Annotated in this window: 13 protein-coding genes; 10 read left to right on the plus strand and 3 right to left on the minus strand. The window is 68.9% G+C overall.

Annotated elements, in window-relative coordinates; all coding sequences use genetic code 11:
* Positions 1 to 19: 19 nt before the first annotated feature.
* On the minus strand, positions 20 to 925 hold the full coding sequence (locus tag JWP54_RS00415) for a hypothetical protein (protein WP_297366210.1): 906 nt from the start codon (positions 923 to 925) through the stop codon (positions 20 to 22).
* A 146-nt stretch (positions 926 to 1,071) separates the two neighbouring features.
* Here JWP54_RS00415 and JWP54_RS00420 point away from each other — a divergent pair, with 146 nt between their 5' ends.
* From JWP54_RS00420 to JWP54_RS00460, 9 genes are all read left to right on the plus strand, one after another.
* Positions 1,072 to 1,806: a DUF72 domain-containing protein gene (locus JWP54_RS00420; RefSeq protein ID WP_297366211.1), complete on the plus strand. Its 735-nt coding sequence runs from the start codon at positions 1,072 to 1,074 to the stop codon at positions 1,804 to 1,806.
* Positions 1,807 to 2,055: 249 nt separating this feature from the next.
* On the plus strand, positions 2,056 to 3,444 hold the full coding sequence (locus JWP54_RS00425) for an FAD-linked oxidase C-terminal domain-containing protein (RefSeq protein ID WP_297366212.1): 1,389 nt from the start codon (positions 2,056 to 2,058) through the stop codon (positions 3,442 to 3,444).
* Between the two features lie 199 nt (positions 3,445 to 3,643).
* Entirely contained in the window at positions 3,644 to 3,898 is a 255-nt protein-coding gene (locus tag JWP54_RS00430) for a BatC protein (protein ID WP_297366213.1), read from the plus strand.
* Positions 3,898 to 5,136 carry a cupin domain-containing protein gene (locus tag JWP54_RS00435; protein WP_297366214.1) on the plus strand — a complete coding sequence of 413 codons (1,239 nt, stop codon included), beginning with the start codon at positions 3,898 to 3,900 and terminating at the stop codon, positions 5,134 to 5,136. Before JWP54_RS00430 ends, JWP54_RS00435 begins: the two co-directional genes overlap by 1 nt.
* Complete coding sequence (locus tag JWP54_RS00440; protein ID WP_297366215.1) at positions 5,133 to 6,119, plus strand: sucrase ferredoxin; 987 nt, start codon at positions 5,133 to 5,135, stop codon at positions 6,117 to 6,119. Before JWP54_RS00435 ends, JWP54_RS00440 begins: the two co-directional genes overlap by 4 nt.
* A gap of 134 nt (positions 6,120 to 6,253) precedes the next feature.
* Positions 6,254 to 8,521, plus strand: coding sequence for a formate C-acetyltransferase (pflB, locus tag JWP54_RS00445; protein ID WP_297366216.1), 2,268 nt, complete (start codon positions 6,254 to 6,256; stop codon positions 8,519 to 8,521).
* A gap of 47 nt (positions 8,522 to 8,568) precedes the next feature.
* The gene (pflA, locus tag JWP54_RS00450; RefSeq protein ID WP_297366217.1) at positions 8,569 to 9,453 is read left to right on the plus strand and encodes a pyruvate formate-lyase-activating protein; all 885 of its coding nucleotides are present in this window, start codon (positions 8,569 to 8,571) and stop codon (positions 9,451 to 9,453) included.
* 116 nt (positions 9,454 to 9,569) lie between these two features.
* Complete coding sequence (locus JWP54_RS00455; protein ID WP_297366218.1) at positions 9,570 to 10,034, plus strand: aromatic ring-opening dioxygenase LigA; 465 nt, start codon at positions 9,570 to 9,572, stop codon at positions 10,032 to 10,034.
* A gap of 139 nt (positions 10,035 to 10,173) precedes the next feature.
* Positions 10,174 to 11,766, plus strand: a complete 1,593-nt coding sequence (locus JWP54_RS00460; RefSeq protein ID WP_297366219.1) for a cellulase family glycosylhydrolase — start codon at positions 10,174 to 10,176, stop codon at positions 11,764 to 11,766.
* Positions 11,767 to 11,775: 9 nt separating this feature from the next.
* On the opposite strand, the gene JWP54_RS00465 is transcribed toward JWP54_RS00460, so the two are convergent.
* Positions 11,776 to 12,210, minus strand: coding sequence for a VOC family protein (locus JWP54_RS00465; RefSeq protein ID WP_297366220.1), 435 nt, complete (start codon positions 12,208 to 12,210; stop codon positions 11,776 to 11,778).
* 34 nt (positions 12,211 to 12,244) lie between these two features.
* Positions 12,245 to 12,814 carry a hypothetical protein gene (locus JWP54_RS00470; RefSeq protein WP_297366221.1) on the minus strand — a complete coding sequence of 190 codons (570 nt, stop codon included), beginning with the start codon at positions 12,812 to 12,814 and terminating at the stop codon, positions 12,245 to 12,247.
* Between the two features lie 122 nt (positions 12,815 to 12,936).
* Between JWP54_RS00470 and JWP54_RS00475 the strand changes: the two genes are divergently transcribed.
* Positions 12,937 to 15,129 (plus strand): transglycosylase domain-containing protein, encoded by a 2,193-nt coding sequence (locus JWP54_RS00475; RefSeq protein ID WP_297366222.1) that lies wholly within the window; start codon positions 12,937 to 12,939, stop codon positions 15,127 to 15,129.
* Positions 15,130 to 15,266 lie beyond the last annotated feature (137 nt).

The following is a 15,266-nucleotide window of genomic DNA, read 5'->3' on the forward strand; positions in this document are numbered from 1 at the left end:
GCCGACCGGGAGCCGCGGGTCAGGGAAGCCGGGTCAGAGCGGTGAACGACATCGTGGCCGACTGGCCGTTCTGGCAGGTCTGGTAGAGCAGGTCGTAGCCGCGCGGGACATCGGCGGTGCCGTGCCGGGAGGCGCTGAGCATGGCCACGATGCCGTCCACCCGGTAGGTGCCGGCGTGCACGCCGGTGAGGGTGATGATGGTGCCGGCGTCGTCCGGGAAGTCCTTGCCGCCGCACGACCAGTGCTCGGCGATGGTGGGCACGTTGTCATAGTGCGCGGTCACGTCGACGGACCCGATGCACTGGTCGAGTTCGGGGTTCCAGCCGATGGCGTGCACGTTGTTGGTGTACCGCGCCGCGAGGATGCGATCCTGTTCGGCCTGCCACTCTGCCATCGCCTGGCCGACGGCCGCAACCGGGGCGGCCAGGTCGGTGGCGATGCCGTCGACACCGGCCGCGGCCGCGAAGTCCACCGCCGACAGTGCCTGGGCGCTGTCGCGGACGCCGGCGCCCGACTCGAACAGGGTGCTGGTGACGACCGACGCATCCGCCGTCGTCTCGGCAGCGCTGAGCTCCTGGGCGGCCGCGCTCAGCGTGCTGGTCGCTGTGTCGATCGCAGCGGCGAGATCGGTGCGCGGCTGCTCGGTGAGCACCTTGCCGGCGCTGGTCTCGAGGGTGGCGATGGCGGCGTCGAGGGCGCTTTCGCCGTCGGTGACGGTCTGCACCGCAGCGTTCTGCTCGGCACGGAAGGCGGCCGCCGCGGCGTCGTACCGGTCCTGGGCCGCTGCCAGGGAGAGTGCCCGGACGCCGAGCACGACGGCCAGGACGACGGCGAGCAGGCCGGCAACGGTGATCACCCGGGTGCGGGTGCGGCGCCGCGGGCGAGCGATGCGGGCGCGATCTGAGCGCCGTGCGTCGTCGGTCATCCGTTCCCCCTGGTGTCCGTGTGGTGCACGTGCCCCGGCCAACCGCGTGGCCAGCGGATTCACAGCCTACCGATCTCGTGTTTCCACCAGGAAACATGTGCGCATGTCGCGGCGAAATTTCCGGGTGCGGGCCAGTATTGGGCTCCATGAGCACATCGATCCATATCGGCACCTCCGGGTGGAGCTACGACCACTGGGAGAACGTGCTGTATCCCGCCGGCCTGCCCGCCGCGAAACGGCTGGCCACGTACGTCGCGAACTTCGACACTGTGGAACTCAACGCCAGCTTCTACCGGTGGCCCCGGCCGGCCACGTTCGCCGGCTGGCGGCAGCGGCTGCCAACCGGGTTCCTGATGTCCGCGAAGGCTCCCCGCGGCCTCACCCACGCGAAGAAGCTCTACGGCCCGGAGGTCTGGGCCGACCGGATCGGCGCCGGCTGGCATGAACTCGCGGATCGTCGCGCCATCCTGCTGGTGCAGCTGGCTCCCGGCCACGAGCGGGATGACGCCCGGCTGGACTTCTTCCTCTCGTCCCTGCCTTGCTGGATCCGGGTGGCGGTGGAGTTCCGGCACCCGAGCTGGCACGTCGACGAGGTCCTCGCGCTTCTCGAGCGGCACGGCGCCGCCTATTGCGTGATGAGCGGGGCGGGGCTGCCCTGCCTGTTGCGGGCCACGGCGCCATTCGTGTACCTGCGGCTGCACGGCCCCGACAACGAGTACCTGTACGGCGGGTCGTATTCCGACGCGGACCTGCACTGGTGGGCGGACCGCATCCGGGAATGGCAGGCGGACGGCCGGGAGGTGTTCGCGTACTTCAACAACGACGGCGGCGGCAACGCCGTGCGGAACGCCTGGATCCTGCGCGCGGCTCTCGGAGTGTGAGGCCGCATCGCCCCCCGACCGTTCCTTCCAGCATCACCACGCGGCCGGAATGCCCGCACTACGCCCCTAGCGCGCCCGGCCGGGGTGCGATATGTAAATCGGCCCCGGTGACGCGGAAGCCGCGGGCAAGTGGGCCGAACAGCCGGTCAGCCGAAAATCAGCTGCATAGGATTATGGCCAAGGCGCAATTGCAGAAGTCGCTCGCGTCGATGAGACGCCCGACCGGGCGCATGTCCAGCAGGGGTATTCATGACCATGACCGACGTCACCTCCATCGTTCTCGACGAGCTCGCCGCCGTTCTCTCTGGCGCGCAGATCGCCACGGGAGCGCGCGCTGAGGGCAACCGGCGCGACCAGTCCGAAGGTACCCTGAGCGGGGAGCCGCTGGCCGTGGTGTTCCCGGCCAGCACCGAGGAGGTCGCCGCGGTGGTCACCATAGCGGCCGCCCACCGCATCCCGGTCGTGCCGCAGGGCGCCCGCACCGGCCTGGCCGGTGGCGCGAACGCCATCGACGGCGCCATCGTGCTGAGCACCACCCGGCTCAAAAAGATCCTTGCCATCGACTCGGCCAACCAGACGGCGACCGTGCAGGCCGGCGTGCGCACCATAGCCCTGGCCAGGGCGGCCGAGGCCGTGGACCTTTTCTACCCGCCCGACCCCGGCTCCTGGCGCGCCTCCACCATCGGCGGCAACGTGGCCACCAATGCGGGCGGCATGCTCTGCGTGAAGTACGGCGTCACCGGCAACTTCGTGCGCCAGCTCACCGTGGTGCTCGCAGACGGGTCGATCGTGCACACCGGCCAGCGAACCATCAAGGGCGTCGCCGGTTACAACCTCACCGCGCTGCTCGTGGGGTCGGAGGGCACCCTGGGCGTCATCACCGAGATCACCGTGGGCCTGCTGCCCAAGCCCGCCAGCCCGTCCGGGGTCTCGGCCACCTTCGCCACCACCGCGGATGCCCTGGCCGCCGCCAACGCGATCGTCGCCGGCGCCCGCCGGCCGAGCGTGCTCGAATTCCTCGACGGCGCCTGCATCGCCGCGATCAACGCCTTCGACCCGGACTCGGCCCTGCCGGCCGGGGCGAGTGCGCTGCTCCTGGTTCAGTCCGACGAGATCGGCCGGGCCCACGACGATGTCGAGGCCTACGCCGAGGTGTTGTGGGCCGGTGGAGCGGGCGCCGTGACGATCGCGCACGACCCGGCGGCGCTCGAGCAGCTGATGAGCGCGCGGCGCCTGCTGCATCCGGCCGTGCAGGCCGTGCGCGGCGGAGCCCTCAACGAGGATGTGACGGTGCCCCGTTCCCAGCTGAGCGCCCTGCTGCTCGGCCTCGCCGAGATCGCGATGGAGCTCGGCGTGCCGATCAGCACCGGCGGCCACATCGGTGACGGCAATCTGCACCCGGTGATCGGCTACGACCCCGCGGTGCCGGCCGAGATCGACGCGGCACACGCGGCGTTCGCGCGGGTGATCGCCCTGGCCATCTCGCTGGACGGCTCGGCCTCTGGCGAGCACGGCATCGGTGTGCTCAAGCGTGCGCACCTCGACGACGAGCTCGGCCCGGTACTGCGCGACCTCCAGCGCCGGGTGAAAGCGGCCTTCGACCCGCACTCCATCCTCAACCCCGGCAAGAAGCTCTAGCGGAGCCGCCTCCCGGCCCGTCTCGCCGGACCAACTGTTCCCGAAACGGTCAACTGGTCCCGGCACACCGGGTGCAGAAGTCCGCAGCGGGAACAGTTCTGCGGCCAGAGTCCCCAGCAGCACTGACATTTCGACCTCGGCACCGTACTATCGCCAGTAGGCGTCAGCCGACGCCTGGCAACGGCTACGGAGGTTCGCAGTGAGCATCAACGATGACGACATCACCACATCCGGCGTGGATCCGAACGAGGGCACCGCTGACGGCGGCGCCAACCCCGAGGGCCACGACGGCGGCGCGGACGGCACCGCCGGTGACGGCGAGGGTACCGCTGACGGCGGCGCCAACCCCCAGGGCCACGACGGCGGAGCCGATGGCTCGGCGTCGGAGGAAGGCGTCGCCGACGGCGGCGCGAATCCCGAAGGGCATGACGGCGGCGCCGACGGATCCGCCTGATGCGGGGCGACGAGCGCGGGTCGGCTGACCGACCCGCGCTCGCCCGCCTGCTGGCTGTCGCGCCGGCGGACTTCGCGACCGACTACTGGGGGAGCCGGGCGTTGTTCGCCCGGGCGGCCACCCTGTCCGGCGGCTTCGCCGACCTCTTCACGGCCGACGCCGTCGACGAACTCGTCACCCGGCGCGGCCTGCGCACTCCCTTCGTACGGATGGCCAATGAGGGTTCGGTGCTGAACCCCACCCGCTTCACGGCACCGGGTGGCTACGGCGCCGAGATCGCCGACCAGGTCAGCGCCGACAAAGTGCTCGACGAATTCGCCGGTGGAGCGACCCTGGTGCTGCAGGGACTGCACCGCACCTGGGCGCCGCTGGCCGAGTTCACCCGGCAACTCGTGGCAGACCTCGGGCATCCGGTGCAGGTGAACGCGTACATCACGCCCGCTTCGGCGCGCGGCTTCGACCCGCACTACGACGTACACGACGTCTTTGTGATCCAAATCGCCGGGGAGAAGACCTGGCGCATCCACCCACCCGTACACCCGAACCCGCTCCGCAGCCAGCCGTGGGACGACCACCGGGCCGCGGTCGAGCGCGAGGCGCAGAACGAACCGGCGATCGAGGAGGCCTTCCGCCCCGGCGACGTGCTCTACCTGCCCCGCGGCTGGATCCACTCGGCGACGGCGCTCGGCGGCACCTCCATCCACCTCACCATCGGCGTCGCCGCGCTCACCCGCCACGACGTGCTGCGGGAGGTCCTGGCCCGGGCCGAAACCGCCGACACCCTGCGCGGCGCGCTGCCGCTCGGGATCGACTTCTCCGACCCCGCAGTGGTAGCCGCCCTCGTCGGCGACGCGGTCGCCGACCTGGCCCGGTTCAGCACCGCCGACCCCGGCCAGGCGACCCTGGTCGCCCGCCGGCTGGCCAGGCGGGTGCGCGACTCCACCCGGCCGGAGCCGATCGCCCCGTTGGCAGCGGTGAACAGCGCAGCGTCGCTGCACGAGGCCACGACCGTGAGCCTCCGCCACGGACTGGACGGCACGGTCGTCGCCGCCGGTTCCCTGGTGGCGCTGGTGCTGCCCGGTAAGACGATCACCCTGCCCGCGGAGGCGAGGGACGCCCTGACCGCCGTGCTCACCGGCGACACCGTACGGGCCGGGGACCTGCCCGGCCTGGATGCTGCCTCCGCTCTTGTCGTCGCCCGGCGCCTGGTGCGCGAGGGCGTTCTGGTCGTGCGGTGACCGGCTCCCGCGGCCAGGCGCACGACGCGCCGGCCCCGGGCTGGTTGCCCTGCAGCGACCGTTCCATCGAACGAGACGATCCCCTCGAAGGAACCGCCGGCTATGGAGAACGCTGGTTCCTCGTCGAGATCGACGGCGCCTGGGGCGCGCACGCCTTCCTGCAGTCGCAACTCGACCCGGCCCTCGGTCGTCGGCTGGTCACCCGGATCGAAAGCGCCGGCATCCGCCCGCTGGCCATTCGGCGCACCGGACGTACCGCCGACCAGCGCCGCGGCCAGTCGGCCTGGCGATGGGCCGCGGTGGATGCCCGGCCCGGGCATGAATCCGTGCACTGGGGCTCGGTCGCCGACCCGGCCGACCTCCTGACGGTGCCCCTGGACGGATCCACCGGGATCGCCTCCACGGACCCCGTAATCTGCGTCTGCACCCACGCCCGCCACGACCAGTGCTGCGCCGTGCGGGGCCGGCCCGTCGTCACGGCGCTCGCCCGGGCGCATCCGCAGGCCACCTGGGAATGCTCGCACCTGGGCGGCGACCGCTTCGCCGCCACCCTGATCCTGTTTCCGCACGGGCTCTACTACGGTCGGGTCACCGGCGCCGACGCGCCCGGCGTCGTCGACGCGTACCGGGACGACCTGATCGAGCCGCGCTGGTTCCGCGGCCGGAGCTCCCTGCCCAACGCCGTGCAAGCCGCCGCCGCCTTCGCCAGGAACGAGCTCGGCGACAACCATGTCGACGCCTTCGAGTACCTGTCCTGGACGGAATTGGACGGGGTGCACACCGTGACCTTCAGCCACTCCGGCGATGCCGTCACGGTGCGACTCGGCGAGACCATGTCGCCGCCGTTGCTGAGCACCTGCGCGGCCACGACGGCGCGCCCCGTGCGGCAATTCGAGCTGGTCTCGATCGAGTCGGACGGCACCCGCAACGAGGAGGCGGGAACGGGACCAAGGTCCCGGTTTGCCGACGACGCCAAAGAGTAGGGTTCAAAACAGAGGGCGAACCACCGGCACCGTGGCACCAGCTGGGACCTCGTGGTCCTGCTCTCATGGCCCGACTGGTGGGATGAACACCCAGTTAGCGGGAAAGCCTCGATCCTACAAGGAGAGCACACCATATGACCGTCACAGATGGCATCAGAAGCGACCAGCGCGGACCCGCAGAAAACGGCCCCGCCGAATTCGTCAGCGGCCCGTGGCAGGACTCGATCAACCTGCGCGACTTCATCCAGCGCAACTACACCCCGTACATCGGCGACGCGAGCTTCCTCGCCGGCGTCACCGAGCGCACCACCGGCATCTGGGCCAAGCTGTCCGCGATGTTCCCGGTCGAGCGCGAAAAGGGCGTCTACGACATCGACGCGACCACCCCGTCGTCCATCACCGCGCACAAGCCCGGCTACATCGACCAGGCCAACGAGGTCATCGTCGGACTCCAGACGGATGCTCCGCTCAAGCGCGCGATCATGCCGTTCGGCGGCTGGCGCATGGTCGCCACCTCCCTCGAGACCTACGGCTACCCCGTGTCGCCCGAGCTCGAGACAATCTTCACCGACTACCGCAAGACCCACAACACCGCGGTCTTCGACGTCTACCCGCCCGGGGTGCGCCGTGCCCGCAGCAGCCACCTGATCACCGGCCTGCCGGATGCCTACGGGCGCGGCCGCATCATCGGTGACTACCGCCGCGTTGCCCTGTACGGTGTCGACGCCCTCATCGCCGGCAAGAAGAACGACCGCGCCGAGCTGGACATGGAGCCCTCGACCGAGGACATCATCCGTGCCCGCGAGGAGAACTCGGAGCAGATCCGGGCCCTCAAAGAACTCGTGCAGATGGCCGCCAGCTACGGCTCCGACATCTCCAAGCCCGCCACCACCGCCAAGGAAGCCGTTCAGTGGCTGTACTTCGCGTACCTCGGGGCCGTCAAGGAGCAGAACGGTGCAGCAATGTCGTTCGGCCGGAACGCCGCGTTCCTCGACGCCTACATCGAGCGCGACCTGAGCGCCGGCCTCCTCACCGAGTCCGGTGCCCAGGAGCTCATCGACGACCTGGTGATCAAGCTGCGCATCGTCCGGTTCCTCCGCACCCCCGAGTACGACGACATCTTCGCCGGCGACCCCACCTGGGTCACCGAGTCGCTCGCCGGCATCGGGGAGGACGGCCGCCCGCTGGTCACGAAGACCGCGTTCCGCTTCCTGCAGACCCTCTACAACGTGGGCCCCGCACCCGAGCCGAACCTGACCGTGCTGTGGAGCGACAAGCTGCCCGAGGGCTTCAAGCGCTTCTGCGCCCAGGTCTCGATCGACACGTCGGCCATCCAGTACGAGTCCGACGACCTCATCCGCAACGAGATGGGTGACGACGCCGCGATCGCATGTTGCGTGTCCCCGATGCGCGTCGGCAAGCAGATGCAGTTCTTCGGAGCCCGCGTCAACGCCGTCAAGGCGCTGCTGTACTCGATCAACGGCGGCCGCGACGAGGTGTCCGGCAAGCAGATCGCCCCGGCCAGCACGCCCAACGCCGAAGAGGTCCTCACCTACGACGCCGTCTTCCCGGCCTACCTCGAGACCCTCGAGTGGCTCGCCGAGACCTACGTCACCGCTCTGAACTGCATCCATTACATGCACGACAAGTATGCGTACGAGCGCCTCGAGATGGCACTGCACGACAAGGAGATCATCCGCACCCTGGCCTGCGGCATCGCCGGCCTGAGCGTGGTCGCCGACTCCCTCTCCGCCATCAAGTACGCCAGGGTCCGCCCGGTGCGCGACGAGACCGGCCTGGTTGTCGACTACACGGTTGAGGGCGACTACCCCGCCTTCGGCAACGACGACGACCGGGTCGACGCGATCGCGATCGACGTCATGGAACGCTTCATGACAATGATCCGCAAGCACCCGACCTACCGCGAAGCCATCCACACCCAGTCGATCCTGACGATCACGTCCAACGTGGTCTACGGCAAGGCCACCGGCAACACGCCGGATGGCCGCCGCAAGGGCGAGCCGTTCGCGCCGGGCGCCAACCCGATGAACGGCCGCGACACGCACGGCATGCTCGCGTCGGCACTCAGTGTCGCCAAGCTGCCGTTCGCAGAAGCGCAGGACGGCATCTCGCTGACCAACACCGTTGTGCCCAGCGGCCTCGGCCACACCAAGGACGAGCAGATCACCAGCCTGGTCGGACTGCTCGACGCGTTCACGTCCGCGACCGGTTACCACCTGAACGTCAACGTGCTCAACAAGGAAACCCTTGAAGACGCCATGCTCCACCCGGAGAACTACCCGCAGCTGACCATTCGCGTCTCCGGCTACGCGGTGAACTTCGTTCGCCTCACCCGCGAGCAGCAGGTGGACGTCATCAGCCGCACGTTCCACTCGCACTAAGAAGTACCGCACAACACATGACCGGCAACGCTAGGTAGGACGAGACCATGACCGCAATCAACCTCGGCTTCCCCAGCGTTGCCTGTCCTGTTGTCGCCGAACACGTCGACCTCTCGGTTGACGTGGCCGACGAGATCAGTGCCCTGAACGACGTCGACCGCAAGGCCGAACTGCACACCCTCGAAATGAAGGCGATCCGCGAAGGCACCGTCGCCAGTGTGCATTCCTGGGAGCTCGTGACTGCGGTCGACGGCCCCGGCACCCGCATGACCCTGTTCCTGTCCGGCTGCCTGCTGCGCTGCCAGTATTGCCACAACCCGGACACCTGGAAGGTGCGTGACGGCCTGGTCACACCGATCGACGAACTCGTCGCCCGCATGACCCGCTACCTCGGCGTCTTCAAGGCCACCAACGGCGGCCTCACCATCTCCGGCGGCGAACCGCTGATGCAGCCCGCGTTCGTGAAGCGGATGTTCAAGGAGGCGCACGCCCTCGGTGTGCACACCACCCTGGACACCTCCGGCTACCTCGGCAAGAGTGCCTCGGACGAGCTGCTCGACAACGTCGACCTGGTCCTGCTGGACGTCAAGTCCGGCCTCCCCGAAACGTACAAGGCGGTCACCGGCCGCGAACTCGCGCCGACCATCGCGTTCGGCGACCGGCTCGCCGAGCGCAACATCCCGGTCTGGGTGCGCTTCGTTCTGGTTCCCGGCCTCACCGATGCCGTCGACAACGTCGAAGCCGTCATCGACATCGTCTCCAGCTGGCCCAACGTGCAACGCGTCGAGGTGCTGCCCTTCCACCAGATGGGCGAAGACAAGTGGGACCGCCTGAGCATCCCGTACCCCCTGCACGGAGTGCACCCGCCGGAGAACGACCTGCTGAACCGGGTGCGCGGGCAGTTCGAGGCGCGCGGGCTCACCGTTTTCTAGGGCGACAAGAACAATCCCCGAATCAATACACACGCATAGGACTTTGGACCCTAAGCCGACTGTTGTGACCCTGCAAGACTCTTAGTATCTTCAGAATCACAACGAAAGGCAACATCGTGTCAACAGCAACTGTTCCGGCCACCGCCCTGAGCGCCACCAAGACCAAGGTCATCAAGCTCATCGGCTGGGCCGGAATCCTCGGCGCAATCGTCATGATCATCGGTGGCGGAGTCGTCTGGGGAGTGGTGAGCTCACAGCTCGCCGCCGAGCAGATCACCGTCGCGGAGGATGCGTCCTTCCTGGCCGGCGCACCGGTCGTCGGACCGTTCTCCGCCTACGCCCAGGCGGACATCATCAACCACCACGCCCTCGCGATGGCCGACAGCAAGACCTACGCCGAGCTCGACCAGGACGACCCGCTGCGTGCGACCGTCATGAACGCATCGTTCCTGCGCACCTCGCTCTTCACCTCGGTGGTCTCATTCGGTGTCTCGGCCTTCGCCATCGGCATGGGCGTCCTGTCCGGCCTCTTCGGCTACGCCCTCCTGACCCTCGCTTCGGGGACCAGGAAGACCGAATAACCCACGTTTCTCCACCCCGACGACCCGGCAGCCTCGCTGCCGGGTCGTTCGGCGTTGTGCGGCCGTGACAAATTGCCCGCACCCGCTGTGCCGGGCGCCGGAAAGCCCCTACTCTGAGCGAGGGCCACCATTCGGCGCCATGGCATTTGGGGGACTGATGACCGCGCACCTCGCGTTCCGGGTACGGCGTCGCATCCTGGCGCTCGCGTTGACGACCGTGCTGCTCGGCGGCACAGCGGCGGCAGCGCCGGTGGCCGCAGTTCCCGCGGCCGCAGCTCCCGCAGCAATAGTTCCCGCGGCGACGGCCCCCGCGGCATCCGGCTGGCTGCACACCGCGGGCGGCAGCATCGTGACGGCATCCGGTGCCCCGTATGTGATCAAGGGGGTGAGTTGGTTCGGCATGGAGACGACGAACTGTGCCCCACACGGACTCTGGTCGATTTCCCTGGCTGCGGGACTGGCGCAGATCAAGTCAATGGGATTCACCACCCTGCGGGTGCCGTTCTCGAACGAATGCCTCGCCGCGTCCGCGACGAGTTCGATCAATTACGCGGTGAACCCCGACCTCGCGAACAAGACCCCGCAGCAGGTGCTCGACATTGTGATCAGCCGCGCCGCTGCCGCCGGGCTCAACGTCATCCTGGACCGGCACCGGCCCGACTCCGGATCCCAGTCCGAGCTCTGGTACACCGCCACCTACAGTGAAGCCCGCTGGATCGCGGACTGGAAGGCCCTGGCGACCCGCTACAAGAACGACCCCACCGTCATCGGTGTCGACCTGCACAACGAGCCGCACGGCCCGGCCTGCTGGGGCTGCGGGAACGCCGCCACGGACTGGCAGGCGGCCGCCACCCGCGGCGGCAATGCTGTGCTGGCGGTCAACCCGAAACTGCTGATCCTCATCGAGGGGGTCGAGAACCAGCCCAACGGCACCTCCACCTGGTGGGGCGGCGGGCTGAGCGGCGTCGCGGCGAAGCCGGTCACCCTCAAGGTCGCGCACCAGGTCGTGTACTCCCCGCACGACTACCCGGCCTCCGTCTACGCACAGAAGTGGTTCAGCGCCGCAAACTACCCGGCCAACCTCACCGCGGTGTGGGATGCGAACTGGGGGTATATCAGCAAGCGCGGCATCGCGCCGGTTCTGGTGGGGGAGTTCGGCAGCAAACTGGAAACCACCTCAGATACGCAGTGGATGAGCGCGCTGGTCGGCTACCTCGGTGCGAACAAGACCAGCTTCGCGTACTGGTCGTTCAACCCCAACAGCGGGGACACCGGCGGCATCGTCGCCGATGACTGGGTGACGCCGCAAGCGGCGAAGCTCGCGGCGATCCGGCCGCTGCTGACCGGAACCGTTCCGCCGGCGACGCCGAAGCCGTCTGTGTCTGCGGCGCCGAAGCCGTCTGCGTCTGCGACGCCGAAGCCAACCACCGGAACCGGCGCAACGGCGGCCTGGAATCTGCAAAGCTCCTGGGGCGCCGGCTACGTCGCCGAGGTGCTCGTCACCGGCACCACCGGGGTGAAGGGCTGGAGCGTCACCTGGCCGGATGCCACCGCGACGGGCATCGTCAACGCTTGGGGGATGACCTGCACGGTCACGGTCAAGACCTCGGTCACCTGCACCGGCGCAGACTGGGCCGGGCCGGTCGCCGCCGGCCAGAGCGTGCGCGCCGGAGTGCAGGTGTCCGCCAGCCGTGCTCCCGCCGCGCCCACCCTCACCCTCAAGACCAGGTGATCGTGCCGCCTACCCGGCGATCTCGATGGTGCCGTCGTCGGCGACCGGGAAGCCGGGTGCGAACGCGACCTCCCAGAGGTGGCCGTCCGGGTCGGCGAAGTAGCCGGAGTAGCCGCCCCAGTCGGCGCGGGTGGCCGGTTTGACTAGCCGCGCACCGGCGTCGAGCGCGGAGGCGAACGCGGCGTCGACGTCGTCGACGGACCCGAAATTCAGTGCGAGAGTGATGCCCCGATAGGCGGCGGGGGCATCGGCGGGCAGGCCGACGTCCGCGGCCAACTCGGCATGGCCGAACAGGCCGATCCAGGTGCCCGAGGTGCGGAACCAGGTGATTCCCACCGCCCGGTCGCCGCGCTGTTCCCATCCGAGGGCCCGGTAGAAGGCCACGGATCGCTCGAGGTCGGCCACGCCGAGGGTGACGATGCTGAAATTGGGCGGGATGCTCATGCGGACACCCCACGCCGACCGACCTGTGCGGCGGTCAATACTCGGTGGCGCCCTCGGCGTCGTCGCCGAAGCTGGCGATCCGCGGCGGCAACGGGTACTCGTGGGTGCCGCTCTCGGCCAGGACCTCGACGCTCACGAGGCGGGGAGCGTTCGAGCCGGCCTGGCTCAGGAACCAGCCACCGACGAGCACGACGTCGCTGACCTCGGAGGCCACACTGACGCCGGTCACGGTGAACGGACCGTAGGCCGGGTCGACGAACCGGGCCGTGACGAGGTCGCCGTGCTGCACCACCGGAGTCGCCGGCGCGTCGGCTGCGTCACCCGGAATTACCGGTTCAGCCGCGGAATCGTCGGTGACGGCATCCGCCTGGAGGGCCTGCAGCGACTTGTGCGGCTTGAGATTCTGTTCGATGGAGCGGCCGCCAACGGTGAGGGTCTTCACGGAGGCGGAGATGAACGCGGCGCCCTCGATCGTGAAGGCGCCATAGCGCTTGGTCAGGAACATCGCGCTGACCCCGGTGCCGGACTCCAGGGTCGCGATCGCATCGGTGAGCACCTTGACGTTGCGCCTGGTGGGCACATTGGGCATTGCCGGTCCGGCCATTTTTCCTCCTGAGAACGTGACACGCCACTCTAACCTCCGCCAGCCGGGGCCGGCCCCTAGCGGAAGCCGCTCCGTGGGCGTTAAGTGGCTGAACTCCACGTTACGAAGGGGGAGTCGAGGCGATGGCGGGCAACGGCACCAACGGCATGAACGGCACCGGGGTCACGCCGCCGCGATCACTCGGCGGCGTTCTCAGCGCGATTCTCGGACTGACCGCCAGCAGCGCCGTCGCGGGATTGCTGATCACGGTGAGCCTGACCCCGGTTCTGGCCCTCACCGGCGTCACCGCGAGCAGCACCATCGGCACGTTCACCAACCTGCCGGACTACCTGGCCATCGAACCGCTCGCCCAGCGCAGCAACATTTACGCCACCCGCTCCGACGGCACGCCAGTGTTGCTCGCGACGCTCTACGACCAGAACCGCGTCGAGGTGGGCTGGGACGCCATCGGGCAGAACGTGAAGGATGCCGCGATCGCCGGCGAGGACCCCCGCTTCTACGAGCACGGCGGCGTCGATATGCAGGGCACGGTGCGCGGCGCACTGACCACGGTGTTGAAGGGCAGTGTGCAGGGCGGGTCGTCGATCACCCAACAGTACGTGAAGAACGTGCTCGTGCAGCGCTGTGAGACCCTGGCGACCGAGGCCGAAATCGCCGACTGCTACGACGACGCCACCCGGACCACTGTGACCCGCAAGCTCAAGGAGATGCGGCTGGCCATCGGGGTCGAGAAGAAATATGCCAAGAACGACATCCTGCGCCAGTACCTCAACATCGCCGGCTTCGGCGGCCGGGTCTACGGGATCGAGGCGGCGGCCGACTATTACTTCTCCAGCACGGCGGCCACCCTCACCGCGGCCCAGGCGGCGAGCCTCACCGCCATCGTGAACAATCCCGACAAGTTCCGCCTCGACCGGCCGGAGAGCGAGACCAACGGGGCGGCCAACGGTTACCAGGACAACAAGAAGCGCCGCGACTACATCCTCGGCGAGATGCTCAGGTACCAAAAGATCACCCAGGCCGAGTACGACGAGGCCGTCGCCACACCCGTCGAACCGGTGATCAACCAACCCAGCACCGGATGCCAGACCGCTTTGGCCGACGCCTTCTTCTGCGACTACGTCATCCACGTGCTCTCCAGGGACCCGGCCTTCGGCCCGGACGACGAGACCCGCACCAAGAACCTCCGCCGCGGCGGCTTCGACGTGTACACCACCCTCGATCTCGACCTCCAGCACGCGGCCGTCACGACTCTGAACGAGAACGTGCCAAAGTCCCAGCCGGGCTGGGACGTCGGCGCGGTGATCTCCAGTGTGGAGGTGGGCACCGGCCGGGTGCTCGCCATGGCGCAGAACAAGGACTACAGCCAGGACCCCGAGGTGCAGGCCACCGGTAACAACTGGACGAGCGTGAACTACAACACCGACTTCATCGACGGCGGCTCCCGCGGCTTCCAGCCCGGGTCGACGTACAAGGTCTTCACCCTCGCCGAGTGGCTGAACACCGGGCATGCGCTGGGCGAGCGGGTCGATTCAGCGCCCAAGTCCCGCTGGGGAACCTTCCGGGACAGCTGCCTCGGCCCGCAGAACTACGACCGGGAGGGCTGGAAGCCCAAGAACGACGCAAACGAGTCCGGCGGCAACTACAGTGCCCTCGAATCCACCATCCGGTCGATCAACACCGGCTACATCGGCATGGCCAAGCGGCTGGACCTCTGCGGCATCCGCAAGATGGCCGAGTCCTTCGGTATGCACCGGGCCGACGGCGATCCGCTGAGCCAGAGCGCGGCGTCGGTCATCGGCACCAATGAGGTGGCACCGCTGAGCCTCGCGGTGGCATTCGCCGGCATCGCCAACCGTGGTGTCACCTGCAGCCCGATCGTGATCGACCGGATGGTCGGCGCCGACGGCGCCGAGGTGCCCATCCCCGCGTCTCGGTGCGCGGAGTCGGTGCGGCCGGAGACCGCGCGGCAGATGGTGGCCGCCCTCAGCCGGGTCATGACCGGCGGGACTGCGACCCAGTCCAACACCGGCACCGTTCCCCGGTACCCGATGATCGGCAAGACCGGAACCACCGATGGCGCCAAGGACACCTGGATGAGTGGCGCCAGCAGCGAGGTCGCCACGGTCGTCGGCGTGGTGAGTGTGACGGGGAACGCCAACCAGCGCGCGATGCGGTTCCCGAGCGGGCCGGTGGCCACAGCGCGACACCGGATGTGGCCGGACGTGATGTCGGTGGCGAACCGGAAGTACGGCGGCGAGCCGCTCGACGGGATCCTGATCGAGGAGCCCGACGAGGATGAGGACGAGGAATAGCACGCGGCGGAGGCGGCAGACGAGCCAGCCACTCCCACGATCGTCGGCGCCTTACCCGCGGAGCGGCGCGGCGCCCGCGTTGCGCGTCGCGCGGGTCACACGCCGGTGCGCGCCCTGCGCGCCACCCGCGGAGCGGC

Source organism: Cryobacterium sp., assembly GCF_025463825.1.
GTDB lineage: Bacteria > Actinomycetota > Actinomycetes > Actinomycetales > Microbacteriaceae > Cryobacterium.

Excerpts from the sequence above, each read along its gene's own strand:
- JWP54_RS00425 (WP_297366212.1), top strand. The coding sequence starts at position 2,056 with ATGACCATGACCGACGTCACCTCCATCGTTCTCGACGAGCTCGCCGCC.
- JWP54_RS00415 (WP_297366210.1), bottom strand. The coding sequence starts at position 925 with ATGACCGACGACGCACGGCGCTCAGATCGCGCCCGCATCGCTCGCCCG.
- JWP54_RS00420 (WP_297366211.1), top strand. The coding sequence starts at position 1,072 with ATGAGCACATCGATCCATATCGGCACCTCCGGGTGGAGCTACGACCAC.
- JWP54_RS00435 (WP_297366214.1), top strand. The coding sequence starts at position 3,898 with ATGCGGGGCGACGAGCGCGGGTCGGCTGACCGACCCGCGCTCGCCCGC.
- JWP54_RS00465 (WP_297366220.1), bottom strand. The coding sequence starts at position 12,210 with ATGAGCATCCCGCCCAATTTCAGCATCGTCACCCTCGGCGTGGCCGAC.
- JWP54_RS00460 (WP_297366219.1), top strand. The coding sequence starts at position 10,174 with ATGGCATTTGGGGGACTGATGACCGCGCACCTCGCGTTCCGGGTACGG.
- pflB (WP_297366216.1), top strand. The coding sequence starts at position 6,254 with ATGACCGTCACAGATGGCATCAGAAGCGACCAGCGCGGACCCGCAGAA.
- JWP54_RS00470 (WP_297366221.1), bottom strand. The coding sequence starts at position 12,814 with ATGGCCGGACCGGCAATGCCCAATGTGCCCACCAGGCGCAACGTCAAG.
- pflA (WP_297366217.1), top strand. The coding sequence starts at position 8,569 with ATGACCGCAATCAACCTCGGCTTCCCCAGCGTTGCCTGTCCTGTTGTC.
- JWP54_RS00475 (WP_297366222.1), top strand. The coding sequence starts at position 12,937 with ATGGCGGGCAACGGCACCAACGGCATGAACGGCACCGGGGTCACGCCG.